11 protein-coding genes are annotated in these 14,398 nt (G+C 74.3%); 9 read left to right on the forward strand and 2 right to left on the reverse strand.

The features are described 5' to 3' along the window. The first annotated feature begins 20 nt into the window (after nt 1–20). The gene (locus tag DNL40_RS09815; protein WP_179951032.1) at nt 21–4,175 is read left to right on the forward strand and encodes a glycoside hydrolase family 3 N-terminal domain-containing protein; all 4,155 of its coding nucleotides are present in this window, start codon (nt 21–23) and stop codon (nt 4,173–4,175) included. A 102-nt stretch (nt 4,176–4,277) separates the two neighbouring features. Here the strand turns inward: DNL40_RS09815 and DNL40_RS09820 are convergent, their stop codons facing one another. Further along, on the reverse strand, nt 4,278–4,865 hold the full coding sequence (locus DNL40_RS09820; RefSeq protein WP_111251073.1) for a CG0192-related protein: 588 nt from the start codon (nt 4,863–4,865) through the stop codon (nt 4,278–4,280). A 124-nt stretch (nt 4,866–4,989) separates the two neighbouring features. Here DNL40_RS09820 and DNL40_RS09825 point away from each other — a divergent pair, with 124 nt between their 5' ends. From DNL40_RS09825 to DNL40_RS09835, 3 genes are all read left to right on the forward strand, one after another. Beyond that, nucleotides 4,990–6,132 (forward strand): glycerol dehydrogenase, encoded by a 1,143-nt coding sequence (locus tag DNL40_RS09825; RefSeq protein WP_111251135.1) that lies wholly within the window; start codon nt 4,990–4,992, stop codon nt 6,130–6,132. Nucleotides 6,133–6,181: 49 nt separating this feature from the next. Beyond that, nucleotides 6,182–6,685: a heme-degrading domain-containing protein gene (locus tag DNL40_RS09830; RefSeq protein WP_111251074.1), complete on the forward strand. Its 504-nt coding sequence runs from the start codon at nt 6,182–6,184 to the stop codon at nt 6,683–6,685. A 62-nt stretch (nt 6,686–6,747) separates the two neighbouring features. Then, nucleotides 6,748–7,506 (forward strand): MerR family transcriptional regulator, encoded by a 759-nt coding sequence (locus DNL40_RS09835; RefSeq protein ID WP_111251075.1) that lies wholly within the window; start codon nt 6,748–6,750, stop codon nt 7,504–7,506. 184 nt (nt 7,507–7,690) lie between these two features. Here DNL40_RS09835 and DNL40_RS09840 read toward each other — a convergent pair whose 3' ends face one another. Next, nucleotides 7,691–8,344, reverse strand: a complete 654-nt coding sequence (locus DNL40_RS09840) for a CatA-like O-acetyltransferase (protein ID WP_111251076.1) — start codon at nt 8,342–8,344, stop codon at nt 7,691–7,693. Nucleotides 8,345–8,439: 95 nt separating this feature from the next. On the opposite strand from DNL40_RS09840, the gene DNL40_RS09845 reads away from it, so the two are divergent. The 5 genes from DNL40_RS09845 to DNL40_RS09865 all read left to right on the forward strand — a co-directional run bounded on the left by DNL40_RS09845 (nt 8,440) and on the right by DNL40_RS09865 (nt 14,394). Continuing rightward, on the forward strand, nt 8,440–8,859 hold the full coding sequence (locus DNL40_RS09845) for a hypothetical protein (protein ID WP_111251077.1): 420 nt from the start codon (nt 8,440–8,442) through the stop codon (nt 8,857–8,859). A 142-nt stretch (nt 8,860–9,001) separates the two neighbouring features. Then, nucleotides 9,002–9,868: a phosphatidylinositol-specific phospholipase C/glycerophosphodiester phosphodiesterase family protein gene (locus DNL40_RS09850; RefSeq protein WP_111251078.1), complete on the forward strand. Its 867-nt coding sequence runs from the start codon at nt 9,002–9,004 to the stop codon at nt 9,866–9,868. 166 nt (nt 9,869–10,034) lie between these two features. After that, complete coding sequence (locus tag DNL40_RS09855; protein ID WP_111251079.1) at nt 10,035–11,105, forward strand: GmrSD restriction endonuclease domain-containing protein; 1,071 nt, start codon at nt 10,035–10,037, stop codon at nt 11,103–11,105. Between the two features lie 99 nt (nt 11,106–11,204). Continuing rightward, the gene (locus tag DNL40_RS09860) at nt 11,205–12,803 is read left to right on the forward strand and encodes an amidohydrolase (protein ID WP_111251080.1); all 1,599 of its coding nucleotides are present in this window, start codon (nt 11,205–11,207) and stop codon (nt 12,801–12,803) included. Nucleotides 12,804–12,948: 145 nt separating this feature from the next. Then, nucleotides 12,949–14,394, forward strand: coding sequence for a sugar porter family MFS transporter (locus DNL40_RS09865; RefSeq protein WP_111251081.1), 1,446 nt, complete (start codon nt 12,949–12,951; stop codon nt 14,392–14,394). Nucleotides 14,395–14,398 lie beyond the last annotated feature (4 nt).

Here is a 14,398-nt window from a genome sequence, read left to right on the forward strand (position 1 = left end):
GTAACCACGATGGAGTGAACATGCTGCCCCTGCGCTCTACCTCTGCTGCCGCCGCGCTCGCGCTCGTGCTCGGCGCCGCCCTGCCCCTCGGCTTCACGGCCACCGCGACAGCAGCAACCGCTGCCGCGCCTCCGGCCCAAGCCGCGCCTGACGATCCCGGATCGGGCAACCCACCGAACGTGGGTGCCGCGATCCCGTTGGACGACTTCGAGGGCGAGACCCTCCCGGTCTTCGCGTGGGGATCGGACGACGCCGCGACGCCCGCGCTCACCCGCGTCGAGGCCACCCGCCCCGACGCCGCAGGCTCCCACGCCCTCCAGGCCGAGGTCGCTGCGCTCGGTGACGGCGGCTGGGCCGGTTTCAGCCACGACTTCGCCACCGCTCAGGACTGGTCGGCCGCCGGCACGTTCAGCTTCTGGTTCCTGGGCACCGGCAGCGGGAACACCCTGCGCTACGAGCTCAAGTCGGGCGGCTCCTCGGCCAGCGCCGCCACGCTCTTCGAGACCTCCGTCGTCGACGATGCCGAAGGCTGGCGCCAGGTCACCGTCGACTTCCAGGACCTGCGCAAGAAGGGCGACCCCGACGCGCCCGACCGCTTCGACCCCACCACCGCCTGGGGCTACGCCGTCACGCTCACGGATCTGGGCGCCGGCACGTGGACGTTCGACGACGTCGCCCTGGTGGAGCGCGCGATCAGCATCGCCAGCTTTGAGGGCGACGTCGAGCTGTCCACCGACGCGGATCCTGTCGGCGTCTTCGCGTGGGGCGCGGACGAGGCCTCCAAGCCGACCCTCGCCATCACGGAGGACGACCGTGACGGCACCGCCCCGAACGAGGGCAACCACGTGCTCTCGGGCGAGTACCAGGTGGAGTCGGGCAAGTGGGGCGGCTTCTCCCACAACCTGGCCACCCCGCAGGACTGGTCGGGCTACGGCGGCATCCGCTTCTGGTGGTACGCCTCCCAGGACTCGCGCCCGGCCTCGCCCACGGCGGGTGCGGACATCCGGGTCGAGCTCAAGGACGACGGCCCGGACGGCGAGCACTCGGAGCTGTGGCTGACCACGTTCAAGGACAACTGGTCGGAGGACGGCTCGCGCTGGAAGCTCGTGGAGCTGCCGTTCAGCCAGTTCACGCTGCGTGGCGACCACCAGCCGGGGCCGGCGGAGATCCAGAACGGCACCCTGGACCTGACGCGTGCGTGGGGCTACGCGCTGACGATGCCCACGGACACGGACCGCACGGGTGTGCGGATCGACGACGTGCAGGTCTACGGCTCCCCGGCGGCCCCGGTGGCTGCCACGGTCGCGGCCTCGCCGGACGTCGTCCTGGTGGACGCGGGCGAGACGGCGAGCGTGGACCTCACGCTGCGGACGTCGGACGGCGAGCCGCTGGCGGAGCCGGTCACGGTCGCGTACGGACTGGGGGAGGGCGGCACCGCCGTCGCCGGTGAGGACTTCGCGCCGTTCGAGGGCACGGTCACGTTCGAGGAGGGCACCGAGTCCGGTGCGGTCCGCTCGGTCGAGGTGGCCACGCTGCCCGACGACGAGGCGTCCGAGGCGCGCACCATCCCCGTGGCGCTGACGGCGGAGGGTGCCGCGGTGAGCGACGCCCGCGTGGTCATCAACGCGCACGGCCTGCCGTACCTGGACGCGTCGCTGCCCACGCAGGAGCGCGTCGCCGATCTGGTGGGCCGCATGTCCCTGGAGGAGAAGGTGGGCCAGATGGCGCAGGCGGAGCGCCTGGGCCTGGCCTCGCAGTCGGACATCGCGGCTCGTGGCCTGGGCTCGCTGCTCAGTGGCGGCGGGTCGGTGCCCACGGACAACACGCCGTCGGGCTGGGCCGACATGGTGGACGGGTACCAGCGCGAGGCGCTGACCACGCGTTGGCAGGTGCCGCTCATCTACGGCGTGGACGCCGTCCACGGGCACAACAACGTGATCGGCGCGACCCTCTTCCCGCACAACATCGGCCTGGGTGCCACGCGTGACCCGGACCTGGCGCGCGAGGCCGCCCGGGTGACCGCGGCGGAGACGCGGGCCACGGGCATCCCGTGGACGTTCTCGCCGTGCCTGTGCGTCACGCGTGACGAGCGCTGGGGTCGCTCCTACGAGGCGTTCGGCGAGGACCCGGCGCTGGTGTCGGCGTTCGCCGCCCCGGTGGTGCGCGGCTTCCAGGGTGCGGACCCGGGCGAGATCACCGGCAGCGACGAGGTGCTGTCCACCATCAAGCACTGGACGGGTGACGGCGGCACGGTCTACGACGAGTCCGTCACCGGCTCGGGGTACCCGATCGACCAGGGCGTCACGCGCGTGGCCGACGACGACGAGCTGCGCCGCCTGCACATCGACCCGTACGTGCCGGCCATCGACGCCGGCGCCGGCTCGGTGATGCCGTCCTACTCGGCGGTGCAGGTCGGTGACGGCCCCGAGATCCGCATGCACGAGCACGCCGAGCTCAACAACGACGTCCTCAAGGGCGAGCTGGGCTTCGACGGGTTCGTGGTCAGCGACTGGGAGGGCATCGACAAGCTGCCCGGCGGCACCTACGCCCAGAAGGCGGTCCGTGCGGTCAACGCGGGCGTGGACATGGCGATGGCGCCGTACAACTACGGCGACTTCATCGCGGCGATCACCGCCGCCGTCGAGGCGGGCACGGTCAGCCAGGAGCGCGTCGACGACGCCGTGGCGCGCATCCTGACCCAGAAGTTCGCGGTGGGGCTGTTCGAGCAGCCGTTCGCGGACCGCTCGGGCCTCGACGGCGTCGGGTCCGCGGAGCACCGCGAGGTGGCCCGCCAGGCCGCCGCGAAGTCGCAGGTGCTGCTGAAGAACGGCGACGAAGAGCCGGTGCTGCCGCTCGCCGGGGACGCCAGCGTGTACGTGGCGGGCTCGACGGCGGACGACCTGGGCCGCCAGCTCGGCGGCTGGTCCATCTCGTGGCAGGGCTCGTCGGGCCGCACCACCGAGGGCACCACCATCGGGGAGGCCATCCAGGCCGCCTCGACCGGTGACGTCACCATCAGCCCGGACGCGTCCGCGCCGATGGACGGGGCCGACGTCGGCGTCGTCGTGGTGGGCGAGCGCCCGTACGCCGAGGGCATCGGTGACGTCCGGTACGGGGCGGGCTCGCAGTTCTCGCTGTCGCTCTCGGCCGCCGACCGCTCCACGATCGACAAGGTGTGCGGCGAGCTCACCTGCGTGGTGCTGGTGGTCAGCGGCCGCCCGCAGCTCGTGGCCGACCAGCTCGGTGACATCGACGCGCTCGTGGCGTCGTGGCTGCCGGGCACCGAGGGCACCGGCGTGGCCGACGTGCTGTTCGGGGAGACGCCGTTCACCGGTCGTCTGCCCGTGAGCTGGCCGCGCGTCGACGACCGCACCACGACCAACGTGGGCGACGCCGACTACGACCCGCAGTTCGCGTACGGCTGGGGCCTGCGCACCGACAGCCCCCGCGACCGCCTGACCGGGCTGCTCGACGGGCTCACCGACCGGTCGGCCGCCGAGCTGGCCGTGCGCCGGGTGCTCGACGCCAAGGTCTGGGCCGAGGACGGCACGGTGAAGGACGCCAAGGCCGCCCTGCCGCTGCTCCAGACCGCCGCGGCCACGCTGCGCTTCGAGGCCGGCACCGCCGACGAGGCGGCCACCGCACGCCTCGCCGCGGCGGACGCCGTCGTGAGCGTGGCCCGGGACGTGGCCCAGGCCGCCGTCGCCGCCGGCAGGGGTGCGGCCGACCACGCGAAGCTCACCTCCGACGCCGAGCACGCTCTCCTGAGCGGGCAGCCCGGCACGGCGGTGCGGCTCCTCGCCGCAGCGGCCGGTGTCGCGCTCCCCGAGGGGAACGACGGCGGGGCGCCCGCCTGGGCGGCCAAGGCGATCTACACCGGCGGCGAGCTCGTCTCGCACGACGGCCGCGTCTTCCAGGCGCAGTGGTGGACCCAGAACGAGAGGCCGGGCTCGTCGTCGTACGGGGCGTGGGCCGAGGTCGGCACCGAGGTGGCGACGTCGAACGCCGCCGCGCCCGGCGGGGTGGCGCTGACGTGGACCCGGTCCTGGGTGTACACCGGCGGCGAGGTGGCCGCCCACGGCGGCCACCTGTGGAAGGCCAAGTGGTGGACCCGTGACCAGGCCCCGGGCACCGGCGGCCAGTTCGGCCCCTGGCAGGATCTCGGGGCGCTGTAGCCGGGACGTGGCGGCTCGTGCCGCCACGCCACGCGAGCCCTCCGGCACGGGATCCCGTGCCGGAGGGCTCGCGCACGTCCCGACGACGGCGGCGCGGCCGGCTCAGCCCAGGTGCGCCAGGAGCACCGGTCCGGGCTGGCCCTCCCACGTGCCGGTGAGCGTGAGGGCCGAAGGCGGCGGGGTCGCCCCGCCGTCGAGCACGCGCACGACGACGGGGCCGGCGTCGTCGACCTCGCTCGCCGCGGCGGCCCCGGGCAGCCCGCTGCCGCGCACATGCGTGGCGTCCTCCTTGCGCTGCGGCCCCTCGGGCGTCTCGTAGTACTGGGCCACCTCGGTGCCGCCCTCGCGGATCACGCGCGTCAGCTCGGTGACGTACACGGGGTCGCTCTCGGCGTCGTACACCCAGCGCCGGCCCAGCACCGAGTGCTCCAGGGTGCCCACCAGGGACGCCTCGGCCCCTTCCAGCGGGGCGCCGCGATAGGTGAGCGGCACCTGCACCACGGGGCCGCCGGGCGTGCGGACCAGGAACGTCTCGATCCCCACCTGGCCGTCCGGGTCGTCGAACCGGTAGGCGGCCACCCGCTCCAACCCCGCCGCCGACGAGCCGGGGAACCACGGCTGGCTCGGCAGCCACGACTCCAGCAGCTCCAGCTTGGTGGGCGTCAGCGTGGCCTTGTGGAGGATCGCCATGCCGCCACGCTAGCGAGCCACCGGTGCCCGCGCCCCCGGGCGAGCGCGCGGCGGCCGTGCCTACGGTGGAAGTGGGTCGCGCAGACCCGAGCGCGCCCCTCCCGCCGACCCTGGAGTGACCACGATGGCCAGCTCGTACGTCCTCGCGTCCCCGTCCCGCTACGTCCAGGGCTCCGGTGTGCTCGCCGAGCTCGGTGAGCACGTCGGCAAGCTCGGCAGCTCGCCCCTCCTCGTCTCCGACGACGTGGTGTGGGGCATCGTCGAGGAAGGGCTCTCGGCGAGCTTCGACGACGCGGGCCTGCCGGTGGTCCGCGTCGGGTTCCAGCAGTACGCCACCGCCAAGGCCGTCGACGAGCTCGTGGCCACCATCCAGGAGGCGGGGCACGACGTCGTCGTGGGCCTCGGCGGCGGTTCCGCGATCGACGCCGCCAAGGCTGCCGGGCACCTGGCCGGCATCCGGTGGGCCAGCGTGCCCACGGCCGCATCGAGCGACGCCCCCACCAGCGCGCTCAGCGTGATCTACACGGAGGAGGGGGAGTTCGAGGAGTACCGGTTCTTCCCCCGCAACCCGGACCTGGTGCTCATCGACACGCGGCTCGTGGCCAACGCCCCGGTGCAGTTCCTCGTCGCGGGCATCGGTGACGCGCTGGCCACGTGGATCGAGGCGCGGGCCACCGTGCGCGGGCAGGGCTCCACCATGGCGGGCGGCCGCCCGACCCACGCGGGTGCGGCGCTGGCCGAGCTGTCGTGGCGGCTGCTGCACGAGAACGCCCTGCTGGCGCTCGACGCCGTGCGCGCCAAGGTGGTCACCCCGGCGCTGGAGGCGGTCGTGGAGGCCAACACGCTGCTGTCCGGGCTGGGGTTCGAGTCCGGGGGTCTGGCCGCCGCGCACGCCATCCACAACGGCCTGACCGCCGCCCCGCAGACCCACGGCCTCTCGCACGGGCAGAAGGTGAACATCGGGTCCGTCGCCCAGCTCGTGCTCGAGGGCGCGCCGGCGCAGGAGATCGAGGACTTCGTCGTGTTCACCACCGAGGTGGGGCTGCCGAACTCCCTCACCGAGGTGGGCCTGTCCCCGGAGCACACCGACGAGCTGCGCGCCGTGGCCGAGCTGGCCACCGTCGAGGGCGAGACCATCCACAACATGCCGTTCCCCGTGACGCCGGACATGGTGGTGCAGGCCCTCGTGGCCGTGGAGGGCATCTCGCGCCGCGTGCGCGCCGAGAACGGGCTGCCCGAGCCCGAGCTCTACGAGGCCGAGCACTGACCCGGGTGCCGGCGGTGCCGGGCCCGGCCGCAGGTGGGAGCCTGGTGCCATGAGCAGCACCGGTGCCCCCGTGAGCCCGCACGACGACGGCGACCTCACCGCCCTGATCGCCCGCATCGAGGCCGAGGAGCGCGAGCTCGTGCTCCCCGCCTTCACCCACGACGACGCATGGCGCCTGGGGTGCCTGCTCGTCGAGCTCGCCACCGAGCGCGACCTGGCCGTCACCATCGACGTGCGCAAGGGGACCCAGCAGGTGTTCCACGCCGCGCGCGAGGGCACGACGCCGGACAACGACACGTGGGTGGAGCGCAAGGTGCGTGTCGTCTACCGGTTCGGGGCGTCGTCGTACCTCGTGGGCCGGCGTGCCGCGGCGAAGGGCGACGACTTCAACGCCAAGCACCAGCTGCCGCTGCAGGAGTACGCCGCCCACGGCGGGGCGTTCCCGGTGCGGGTCGAGGGCGTCGGCATCGTCGGTGTGGTCACCGTCTCCGGGCTGGCGCAGGGCGACGACCACGCCCTGGTGGTCGAGGCCCTGCGTGCCTTCAAGGGCTGAGAGCCGGCGCGCCGGCCGCCGCGCTTGCGGTTGACGCTGCGTCAACCTCTAGCGTCGTCGGCATGGACTGGTCCATCCAGGAGATCGCCCGCCTCGCCGGCGTCAGCAGCCGCACCCTGCGGCACTACGACGCCGTCGGCCTGCTCCACCCGTCCCGCGTCGCGGCCGGGGGAGTGCGCCGCTACGACCGGGCTGCCGTGGCACGCCTTCAGCGCATCCTGCTGCTGCGCGAGCTCGGGCTCGGCCTCGAGGCCGTCGGCCGCGTGCTCGCCGAGCAGACCGACGAGGCCCGCGCGCTGCGCGACCACCTGGACGCCCTGCGCACCGAACGCGCACGGCTGGACCGGCAGGTCGCGTCGGTGGAGCGCACGCTCGCCGCGCTGGAGGGAGGAGAACGGCTCATGGCTGCCGACATGCTCGACGGGTTCGACCACACCCAGCACCGCGAGGAGGTGGAGCGCCGCTGGGGACGGGACGCCTACGCCCGCTCCGACGCCTGGTGGCGGGGCCTCGGCGACGAGGACCGGGAACGGTGGAAGCAGGACGCCCAGCAGCTCGGCGAGGACTGGGCCGCCGCCGCCCGCGCCGGCGTCGACCCCGCCTCCGACGAGGCGCAGGCGCTCGCCGCCCGCCACGCCCGGTGGCTCGCCACCGTGCCCGGCACCCCCGGGCACGAGCAGGGGCGCGCTCCGGACGAGTACCTGCTCGGCCTCGGAGAGATGTACGTGGCCGACGAGCGGTTCGCCGCCGCCTACGGCGGCACTGACGGCGCACGCCTCGTGCGCGACGCCCTGCGCGTCCACGTCGAGCGCCGCGCCTGAGCCGCGCCGCACACCACCCGGCGCGGGACCTCGCCTCACGGCGGCCCGCGCCGGGCGGCCGGATCCGCCGTCCGCGCGGGGAGCCGAGCTCGCACCGCACCGGCCCCGCGCCCACCGGCCCTAGGGCATGTGGATCACGTGGTTCCCCGCTGGTGGGTGAGTCTTGAACGGTCGGGCTGAGCGCTCATCCCACCCATCCCGGCGCCGCCGTCAGCTCCCGGATGTCGTCGACGAGTCGCGCCGTATGGAACCCGTCGGCGGAGGCATGGTGCACCTGGACGGCCAGCGGCATGAACGTGCGCCCATCCCGTTCGACGTGCCGGCCGATCGTGAAGATGGGCAGCAGGTGCCGGGTGCCGTCGTCGATCTGGAGCGAGAACCCGGTGAAGTGCGTCCACGGCACGCTCGAGACGTCGAACACGTCGGGCGGTAGCTCGCCCTGCGGGAACATCGTGGTCGCGGACGCCGCATCCGCGAGCACCTCGGCAGTGCGCTCATGGAAGGTGGCGAAGTCCGTGTCGTACTGCGACCAGACTGCGGCGAACGTCTCGCGCGCCGCGTTGAACACGGTGAACGCTGGATGCACGACGGGCCACGTCGCGGGCGCGCCAGCTTCGGTGAGCGCCATCCGGAACTCACGGCGACGATTGACGGCGTTCGCGATCGCCCAGATCTGCGCGAGGTACGTCTTGCGCCCCGTGCGTCGCAGCGCTGCGAGGAGCGGGGTCACGTCGATCTCGACGGTGATGGCGTAGGTGCACGGCACCTGATCGCGGTAGTACTCGAACGTCTCGCGGCGCGTCCACGTCTCGAGGTCGATCGGTTCGGGCAGGATCATCCGCCCATACTCACAGCACCTCGCGACGTGTCACCGTTCAACGCCCGCCGAGAAGGCCTCGAACCCTCGTGATCGACACGGCCTAGGCTCCACGCATGGACGACTGGGCCGCACAGCGCACCGAGGCCGCCCGCGTGCAGGCGCGGCTCCTCCAGGCGCGGCAGGACGCCGAGCACGAGCGCGCCGAGGCGCTGCTGCGCGCCTTCGTCCCCGTGGCGCTGCGCCACGGCCCGGCTCCCGAGCCGCTGCAGGTGCGCGGCTACGGCGGCCGCGGCACCGCACGCACCGCGCTGCGCGGCTGGTACCTGCGCCACGACCGCACCGCCGGCCTGTGCGTCGACGGCCACTTCTACGTGCTCACCGCCCCGCTCGGCCTCCTCGACAGGCTCCGCGGCGTGCGACCCGCCCCGGCGCGCCCGCCCCTGACCCTCGGTGCGGGCGGCAAGGACGGCGACTCCATCGACCTGGCCGACGCCCTCGAGCGCCTGCTGCCCGGCTGGCGCGACCGGGCCTGACACCGACCGGGCCTGACACCGACCGGGCCCGACACCGTTCGGGCGGCCGACGCCCACCGCTCGCCCCTCGTTCGCCCGCCCGACACCTCACCCCGCTGGGATCAGGACGTCCGCAGTCCCCCCTTTGCGTGAGGAGTCAGGAATGCGCACCACCGGTACCACCAGGCTCGTCCGCGGCGTCGTCGCCGCGGCGCTCGCGGCCACGGCCGCGCTCGTCCCCGCCACCGCCGCGACGGCGTCGTCGGCCGATGTCGTGCTCGGCACGCCGCACGCTCGGGCGCACGCCCACAACGACTACGAGCACCAGCGCCCCCTGCTGGACGCGCTGCAGCACGGCTTCACCAGCGTCGAGGCCGACGTGTGGCTCATCGACGGCGAGCTGCGCGTGGCGCACGAGTCGCGCCAGACCCGCCCGGGCCGCACTCTCGAGAGCCTCTACCTGGCGCCGCTGCGCGACGTCGTGCGGGCGGGCGGCGGGCGGGTGTACCCCGGCTGGGACGGCACCTTCCAGCTCCTGGTGGACATCAAGTCCGACGGCGAGCGCACCTACGCCGCGGTGGAGCGCGCCCTGGCCGCCTACCCGGAGGTGTTCGTGCGGTACGCCGACGGGCAGGTGCACGGCGGGCCGGTCCAGGCGGTCATCAGCGGCAACCGGCCGCTGGCCACCATGACGGCGGCACGGGAGCGGTACGGGTTCTACGACGGCCGCTCGGGCGACGTCCGCTCGGGGCGCCCGACCACGCTGATGCCGCTGGTCAGCGAGAGCTGGACGACGATGTTCAGCTGGCGCGGGTCGGGCTCGATGCCGGCGGCGCAGCGCACCCGCCTGCGCGACTACGTGGCCCAGGCGCACGCGAGCGGCTACCGGGTGCGGTTCTGGAACACGCCGGACTCGGCGGGTGCCGCGCGCGAGGCCGTGTGGCGGGAGCTGCTCGCCGCGGGCGTCGACCACATCAACACCGACGACCTGGCCGGCCTGGACCGGTTCCTGGCGGCGAACGGCGGCTGACCGCCGCGGCACGGCGTGGCCCGGCCCCGACGTGAGGGCCGGGCCACGCTCCGCCCTGGGCTCTGGTGCCCGGCTCCCGGCGCGGCCTTTGCCCAGTTTGTCTTCCCGCCGGGCACACTGACCCTGCCCGGCCCGCACCCACTCATGCCTGAGGAGAACCTCCACCGTGCCGTCCCACCCCGCAGCACGCCGCCGCCCTGCCCGACCAGGGGGCATCGCCGCCCTCGTCCTGACCGCGGCCCTGACCCTGGGCGCCTGCGCGGCTCCCGCGACGACGCTGCCCGGGGGAGCGCCCGCGGGGGCCGCTGCCGCGCCGAGCCAGGCGTCGGCCCCCGCTCAGGGGGCGGAGGCCGCCCCCGGTTCGGCGGCTGCCCCCGCGGCCGGCACCACCTCCGCGCAGGGCACCGCCCTGGCTGCGGTCCCGCTCCTGGAGGTCAAGGGGCGGGCCCCCAAGACGGGTTACAGCCGCGACCACTTCGGGCCCGCCTGGGCCGACACCGACCGCAACGGCTGCGACCAGCGCAACGACGTGCTGCGCCGCGACCTGGCGGACTTCACCACCCGGCCCGGCTCCAAGGGCTGCGTGGTGCTCACCGGCACGTTCCACGACCCCTACTCGGGCGAGACGATCGCGTTCCAGCGCGGGCAGGACACGAGCGCGCTGGTGCAGATCGACCACGTGGTGGCGCTCTCGGACGCCTGGCAGAAGGGCGCCCAGCAGTGGGACGCCGGCAAGCGCCGCGAGTTCGCCAACGACCCGCTCAACCTGCTGGCGTCGAAGGGGTCGCTGAACCAGCAGAAGGGCGACGGCGACACGGCCACGTGGCTGCCGCCGAACCGCGCGTTCCGTTGCGCGTACGTGGCACGGCAGGTGTCGGTGAAGGTGTCCTACGCGCTGTGGGTCACGGCCGCGGAGCGCGACGCGATGACCGAGGTGCTCTCGGGCTGCCCGGACGAGCCACTGCTCACCGAGGACCCGGTGCCCGCACCGGACCCGGCCACCGAGAGCGCCGAGGGGGCCGTCGCAGCGGCGCCCGCAGCCCCGGCCGCCCCTGCCGAGGCGCCCGCCCCGGCACCGGCAGCGCCCGAGGCCGCCGCCGGGGCTCCGGCTCCGGCCGACGTGTACTACGCGAGCTGCACCGAGGCGCGTGCCGCAGGCGCGGCTCCCGTCCGCGTGGGCGACCCGGGCTACCGGGCCGGTCTGGACCGCGACGGCGACGGCGTCGGCTGCGAGTGACGTCCGCAGGCCGCGCACGTCACCGGGTGCGTGCGCCCCGGGGCCGTGTGTCGTCGCGGCCGCGTGTCCCTGTCCCGTGCGCGGCACTAGCGTGACCCCGTGACCGCTCCGCTCCTGCTCGCGAACGCCCTGCTGACCGGCCGCGAAGGCCTGTACGACGTGCTGCTCGACGCCGGCCGGGTGGCCGCCGTCGTCCCGGCGGGCAGCGACGTCGAGGTCGCCACGGGGGTGCGCACGCGCGTCGCCGAGCGGGTCGACGTCGCGGGCCGGCGCGTGATCCCGGGGCTGTGGGACATGCACACCCACATGACCCAGTGGGCGATGGTGCGGCGTCGTCTGGACGTGTCGGCGGCGACGTCGGCCGAGCACGCCGCCCGCCTGGTGCGGGCGGGCCTGGACGACCCGGCGTACGCGCCTGCGCCGGGCCTGCCGCTCGTGGGCTTCGGCTTCCGCTGGGCGGCCTGGCCGCAGGAGCCGACGGCGGCGGTGCTCGACGCCGTCGCGGGCGAGGTGCCGGTGGTGCTGCTCTCGGGCGACCTGCACACGGCGTGGGCGAGCACGGCCGGCATGCGGTACCTCGGCGTCGAGCACCCCACGGGGCTGCTGCGGGAGGAGGAGTGGATGCCGGCCAGCCCGCGGCTGGTCGCGCTGCCCGACGACGTCACCGACGCCCTGGTGGTCGACGCCGCGGCCGCAGCCGCTGCGCGCGGCGTGGTCGGCGTCGTCGACCTGGAGGTGGCCGACAACCTCGCCGTCTGGCGCCGCCGTGCGACCGCCGGCTGGGAAGGGCTGCGCGTGCGGGCCGGGGTGTGGGAACAGTACCTGGACGCCGTGCTGACCGAGGGGCTGCGCACCGGCGACCCCCTCGTGCCAGGAGCGGCGCACGGTGTGCCGCGCGCCGGTTCCGACGCCCTGCTCGCGCAGGGACCGCTCAAGGTCATCAGCGACGGATCCCTCAACACCCTGACGGCGTTCTGCTTCGACCCGTACCCGGGAGTCACGGGGCAGGACGCCCACGGGGTGCTCAACGTGGCGCCCGACCACCTGGTGCCCCTCATGACGCGCGCCCACCAGGGCGGTCTGCGCTGCGCCATCCACGCCATCGGCGACCACGCCAACGCCCTGGCCCTGGACGCGTTCGCCGCCTCCGGGGCCCGCGGGTCGGTCGAGCACGCCCAGCTCCTGCGGTGGGAGGACGTCGAACGGTTCGCCGCCCTCGGCGTCGTCGCCAGCGTGCAGCCCGAGCACGCCATGGACGACCGCGACCTGACCCCGCACCTGTGGCCGGGCCGCGACGAGCGCACCTTCCCTCTGGCCTCCCTGCTGCGCGCGGGCGTCACGCTGCAGCTCGGCTCGGACGCCCCCGTCGCCCCGCTCGACCCGTGGCAGGCGGTCGCGTCGGCCACCACCCGTTCGCGCGACGGCCGCGAGCCGTGGCACCCCGAGCAGCGCATCGACCTCGTGGCCGCGCTCGAGGCGTCCGTGGACGGGCTGCCGCTCGCCCTGGCCCCCGGCATGCCCGCCGACCTCGCCGTGCTCGACACCGACCCCCTCGCCGTCGGGCACGGCGAAGGTGGCCGGGACGGTGACGGCGGCCGGGGCGGCGCGGCGGACCCGCGCGAGGTCGCCACCGCGCTGCGCTCCACCGTCGTCGGCGCCACCCTCGTGGCAGGCAGGTTCACGCACCGCGCCCTCTGACCCCCCCCGACGTGCGCGGACGCGCCACGCCGGCGAGCGGAGACGGCCAGATCACACCGGGTGAACGAGCGGAGGGCGCCGTCCGGGCTCACGATGGTTGCAGCCCCGGATCGGGGCACCACGCATCTGACGGAGGACCAACCCCATGTCCCACGCGCCCGGAACACCTGTGGCGTCGGCATCCAGTGCCCACCGCAAGGCGGTCACTCTCGCCATCGCCGCCGCAGTCGGCGGTTTCCTTTTCGGCTTCGACTCGTCCGTGATCAACGGCGCCGTCGACGCGGTCCAGGGCCAGTTCGAGCTCAGCTCGACGGTCACGGGCTTCGTCGTCGCCATCGCGCTGCTGGGCTGTGCCCTCGGCGCATGGGCCGGCGGCCGGCTCGCAGACCGGTGGGGACGCACCAAGGTCATGGTGCTCGGCGCCGTCCTCTTCTTCGTCTCGTCCGTGCTCTCGGCGATCGCGTTCGCCGCCTGGGACCTGGCGCTGTGGCGCTTCATGGCCGGCCTCGGCATCGGTATCGCGTCCGTCATCGCGCCCGCGTACATCGCGGAGATCGCGCCCGCCGCCATGCGCGGGCGTCTCGGCTCGCTGCAGCAGCTCGCCATCACCGTGGGCATCTTCGCCGCCCTGCTCTCCGACCAGGTGCTGGCCACGAGCGCCGGGGGTGCCGCCGAGCAGCTCTGGTTCGGCTGGGAGGCGTGGCGGTGGATGTTCCTCGTGGCGGTGATCCCCGCGGCCGTCTACGGGTTCCTCGCCCTGCGCATGCCCGAGTCGCCGCGCTACCTCGCGTCGCTGGGCCGTGACGACGAGGCCCGCCGCGTGCTGGCGTCCGTGCTCGGCCCGGACGAGGACGTCGACGACCGCCTCGCCCAGATCCACCGCTCCATCCGCGAGGACGAGGAGAACGCGCAGCGCGCCAGCCTCCGTGGCCCCGTGCTGGGCCTGCGCCGCATCGTGTGGGTCGGCATCCTGCTGTCCGTCTTCCAGCAGTTCGTCGGCATCAACGTGATCTTCTACTACTCGACGACGCTGTGGCAGGCCGTCGGGTTCGAGGAGTCGCAGGCGTTCACCGTCTCGACCATCACCGCCGTCACCAACGTGGCCGTGACGTTCATCGCCATCGCGCTCGTCGACAAGGTGGGCCGCCGCCCGATGCTGCTCGCGGGCTCGGCCGGCATGGCGGTGACGCTGGGCCTCATGGCGCTGGCCTTCACGCAGTCCACCGGCACCGGCGAGAACGTCTCCCTGCCGGGTGCCTGGGGCGTCGTCGCCCTGGTGGCGGCCAACCTGTTCGTGGTGTTCTTCGGTGCCACGTGGGGCCCGCTGGTGTGGGTGCTGCTGGGCGAGATGTTCCCCAACCGCATCCGTGCCGCCGCGCTGGGTGTGGCCGCCGCGATGCAGTGGATCGCGAACTTCACGATCACCCTGACGTTCCCGCCGCTGCTCAACGCGTTCGGCGCGTCGGTGCCGTACCTGATGTACGCGATCTTCGCGGCGCTGTCGTTCTTCTTCGTGCTCACCAAGGTCGAGGAGACCAAGGGCAAGGAGCTGGAGGACATGGAGGACACGGTGCGCAGCCGCAAGCGCTGACCCG

Origin of the sequence: Xylanimonas oleitrophica, from assembly GCF_003244315.1 — a bacterium.
GTDB lineage: Bacteria > Actinomycetota > Actinomycetes > Actinomycetales > Cellulomonadaceae > Xylanimonas_A > Xylanimonas_A oleitrophica.

What these genes read in the sequence shown, in the direction of transcription:
- DNL40_RS09835 (WP_111251075.1), top strand. Translation starts at nt 6,748, where the DNA reads ATGGACTGGTCCATCCAGGAGATCGCCCGCCTCGCCGGCGTCAGCAGC.
- DNL40_RS09820 (WP_111251073.1), bottom strand. Translation starts at nt 4,865, where the DNA reads ATGGCGATCCTCCACAAGGCCACGCTGACGCCCACCAAGCTGGAGCTG.
- DNL40_RS09865 (WP_111251081.1), top strand. Translation starts at nt 12,949, where the DNA reads ATGTCCCACGCGCCCGGAACACCTGTGGCGTCGGCATCCAGTGCCCAC.
- DNL40_RS09825 (WP_111251135.1), top strand. Translation starts at nt 4,990, where the DNA reads ATGGCCAGCTCGTACGTCCTCGCGTCCCCGTCCCGCTACGTCCAGGGC.
- DNL40_RS09815 (WP_179951032.1), top strand. Translation starts at nt 21, where the DNA reads ATGCTGCCCCTGCGCTCTACCTCTGCTGCCGCCGCGCTCGCGCTCGTG.
- DNL40_RS09850 (WP_111251078.1), top strand. Translation starts at nt 9,002, where the DNA reads ATGCGCACCACCGGTACCACCAGGCTCGTCCGCGGCGTCGTCGCCGCG.
- DNL40_RS09840 (WP_111251076.1), bottom strand. Translation starts at nt 8,344, where the DNA reads ATGATCCTGCCCGAACCGATCGACCTCGAGACGTGGACGCGCCGCGAG.
- DNL40_RS09830 (WP_111251074.1), top strand. Translation starts at nt 6,182, where the DNA reads ATGAGCAGCACCGGTGCCCCCGTGAGCCCGCACGACGACGGCGACCTC.
- DNL40_RS09845 (WP_111251077.1), top strand. Translation starts at nt 8,440, where the DNA reads ATGGACGACTGGGCCGCACAGCGCACCGAGGCCGCCCGCGTGCAGGCG.